At 28.1% G+C, this 3517-nt stretch carries 4 protein-coding genes; all 4 read right to left on the bottom strand.

The window, feature by feature from the left end:
* A partial coding sequence (locus ACH2BO_RS05350; protein ID WP_395043718.1) for a glycosyltransferase occupies window positions 1-492 on the bottom strand: 492 nt, incomplete at its 3' end.
* Between the two features lie 17 nt (window positions 493-509).
* Complete coding sequence (locus ACH2BO_RS05355) at window positions 510-1634, bottom strand: glycoside hydrolase family 99-like domain-containing protein (RefSeq protein WP_395043719.1); 1125 nt, start codon at window positions 1632-1634, stop codon at window positions 510-512.
* A gap of 48 nt (window positions 1635-1682) precedes the next feature.
* Complete coding sequence (locus ACH2BO_RS05360) at window positions 1683-2783, bottom strand: glycoside hydrolase family 99-like domain-containing protein (RefSeq protein WP_395043720.1); 1101 nt, start codon at window positions 2781-2783, stop codon at window positions 1683-1685.
* Window positions 2783-3517 (bottom strand): class I SAM-dependent methyltransferase (locus tag ACH2BO_RS05365; protein WP_395043721.1); only part of this gene is annotated, 735 nt, incomplete at its 5' end. The genes ACH2BO_RS05365 and ACH2BO_RS05360, both read right to left, overlap by 1 nt.

The raw sequence follows: 3517 nt of genomic DNA on the forward strand, positions 1-3517 counted from the left end.
TTCTATAATTAGGGTTTTGTATAAACTACAAATAAAACCTCTTCTTTGGTGATTAAAACCATCTAAAATTTTACCACTTTCGTCATCCATTTTAAAATAACCAGTACAATTATTATTTTCGTCAAAATAACTAAGATGCAAATACAATAAATCTAATTGATTTGTATTAGCGTACTGATATATTTTATGTAAAACATTTGGATACAATTTATCGTCACCATCAACAAATATTACATATTGACCTTTAACACTATTTAGTGCTGCGTTTCTGGCAACAGAAACTCCTTGATTATGCTGATTTATTATTACAATATTAGAATGATTTTTAGCATATTTAAAAAGTATTTCTTTACAATTATCTGTAGCACCATCATTTGTACAAATTATTTCAAACTCACTAGGTTTTAAATCTTGTTCTAGTAGACTATCTAAACAACTAGAAAGATACTTCTCAACATTGTAAACTGGCACTATTATGCTAATTTTAATCATATAATTATTTTATAGAATTAAAATTCTTGCTTTATTTTTTTTATAACTTCTAACCATTTTCTACCATAATTAGAATCTGGTTCTAAATAATTACCTTCTGCCCATTCGTTCCAAGACTTTAGAACAATCATAGTTGGTTTACTTTCTTGTTTACCAATATAGTGCATCAACTCTTTAAAATACTTGTAAAAAGCGTTTGGACTTGAATTTATAAATATTAACGACTTTTTTCCACTTCTTGGCGAATTATCCCAGTTTGGAATAACGCAAGGAATGTATTTAGTATGAGGAAAATTAATTGCTAATTTTTTTAATCCCTTGTTGTAATCTACTACTAATGGTTTTTTTCTTTTTCCTAGTACGTCAAAATAACCTAATTGGTATAAAATTCTATACTCGCATTTGTATAAAAAAGAATCTTTTTTAAAATGAAATAATTGAGAATAGCGCAACTTTTGAAAAGCATCAATACCCACAACTCCATACACATTATCATTGTTTAGAACGTTTGGTGAGTTAACACTAACTGTTGCAATAAAATGTATTCCATTAAAACCTATTTTAATGGCAAGAGCGTTAAAAAGATTTATAAATTGATCAACGTTTGGTATATCATCTAATCTGTAAATATGAAACATTGGTTTATTGTCTATTTTTATGTAACGCTCATCTTTAAAAAATGGCTCTAAATAATTAAAATAGTTACAATAATCTTCTTCTCCGGGATAAATTTGCTCAATTAATATGCTTGGATTGTCTATTCCATGCCATATTCCTTTCCAAGTTTCGTTAGCCCAACAAAAACAAAAAGGTAAACTAATACTTTTATCTAATAGCATTTGCTCTGCTGGTTTTTCTAGAACCATTTTGCCATTTCCAAACCAATATTGATAATATATAAAACCATCTACACCATATTCTTTAGCTAGATTGGCTTGTTTATGTTGAATTTCTGGTTGTTCAAGTAAGTTATAATATCCTAATTCTCCTGGAACAATTGGCTGTTTATGTCCAGCAAATAAAGGTAATGCTTTTTTTACATTAGTCCATTCTGTAAAACCTTTTCCCCACCATTTGTCATTTTCTGGAATGGTATGGTATTGTGGTAAATAATATGCTAGGAATTTTATATTTTTTTTCATCAATTGATTCACAAAATTGTTTTTATATTTTCTAGTTTATTAGTAAAACTAGCTTTTAGACAATACTTTTTTTGTTCTTTCTAAATATTGGGTTCCCCATTTTTGACAAGGTTCTAGATGGTTTCCTTCTGCCCATTCGTTCCAAGCATTTATAAATAAATAGTTTTCACTACTCTGTGACCATGGATACTTTTGAACAATATGATTTAGCCAATTTTCATATTCATCTGGAGTAGAATTGTCAAATATTATGGCGTTTTTCTTTCTTCTAGGACTGTTGTCCCACATTGGAGTTATAGATGGTAAAACTTCTTTTTTAAAGTCGAATTCTTTTTGTCTGTTTACAAAATCTTTGTATTGAATTATAGTATCATAAGAAATAATTTCTTTATCAATTTTTAAAACTTTTTTAAGTTTTTTAAGTATTCTATCAAATATAGAAATTGTTTGCAGTGGTTCTACTTTCATATTACCAAATTTTGGTTGAAATTCTACTGCAAAATCAAATCCCATTTCGGATGGATTATCTACAATTCCCCAACTTTGCATGTAACCTATATGAATTTCTCCTATACCTTCATTAATTGCTACTTCACGCCAAGTTTTTACTGTTTTATTTATATCTGGAAAAAGTTTAGGTCTATAAATTAGAAAAACTGGTTTATTGTTATGTTTTATGTATCTAGAATCATTAAAGTAGGTTTTACATAACATTTTCATATGCTCAACATCATCCTGATTAGAATAATTTTGTTCTAAAAGTACTTCTTTATCCATTCCATCCCAAGCTCTTGTCCAATTTTCGTTTGCCCAACAAAGCATAAATGGTAAGTCTTCTTTAGCATTTTTTAATTTTCTATCCAATGGTTCGTGTAACATTCTTTTACCATTAAACCAATAGTGATAATAACAAAAACCTTGAATGCCAAATTGTTTTGCTAATGCTTCTTGCCCTAGACGAGTTTCTTCTAATCTAAGATCATAAAAACCAGTATCTGCTGGCAAATGTGGCTGATAATGACCTTTAAAACGTGGTGTAGCTTTGGTAACATTTGTCCATTCTGTAAATCCTTTTCCCCACCATTTATCGTTTTCGGGAATTGGATGAAATTGTGGAAGATATATAGCTATGGGAATTATTTTTTTCATTATTTTTTTAAAAATAAAAGTTTACGCACAAACCAGTTTCCAAGCTTATAAGATTTAGAATTTAGAACTTTTTGGTTTGAAATTCTTAATTCGTTTAATTCATTTTTAATTACATCAACACCATTGAAAATTGATGATTTTATTATAGAATGGTCTTTTAAGTCTGTATTGGAACAAATGGCTAAGTTAAAAAAAGGTTTATTGTAAAAATCATCTTCATTTAATCCTTCTGAAATTTGAGAATAATTACCATCAAACATTTTAAAAGTAGAATTTGCTTCAGTATTTACAGAATGAATTAAAGAGCCAATTACAAATCGTTGTTGAAAAAAATGGCTGTATTTGAAATATTTATTTATTAATTCTTCAAATTCTTTAAAAGTAAGTTCTAAGATATGAAACGGATTGTTTGGATCTCTTTGTTTGTATATACTTTTTTCTGGTGATGAAATATACAAACAACCATCTTGTTTTAACACTCTTGAAATTTCTTGCATCATTTTATCATGTCTATCGTGATGTTCTAGTGTTTCAAAAGAAAAAACGATATCTACAGAATTATCTTGTAAAGGTATATTGTCTGTTGAACCTTGCAAATATTGAAGATTATTTTTTACATATTTTTTATTGGCATGATTTACTGATGATTGATCTATGTCAACTCCATACACTTGTTGTGCAGTTTTAGATAAAAGAAAACTTCCGTAACCTTCGCCAGATGCAATGTCTAAAAC

The sequence above is a fragment of the Flavobacterium sp. genome (assembly GCF_043773265.1).
In the GTDB taxonomy this organism is placed as follows: Bacteria; Bacteroidota; Bacteroidia; order Flavobacteriales; family Flavobacteriaceae; genus Flavobacterium.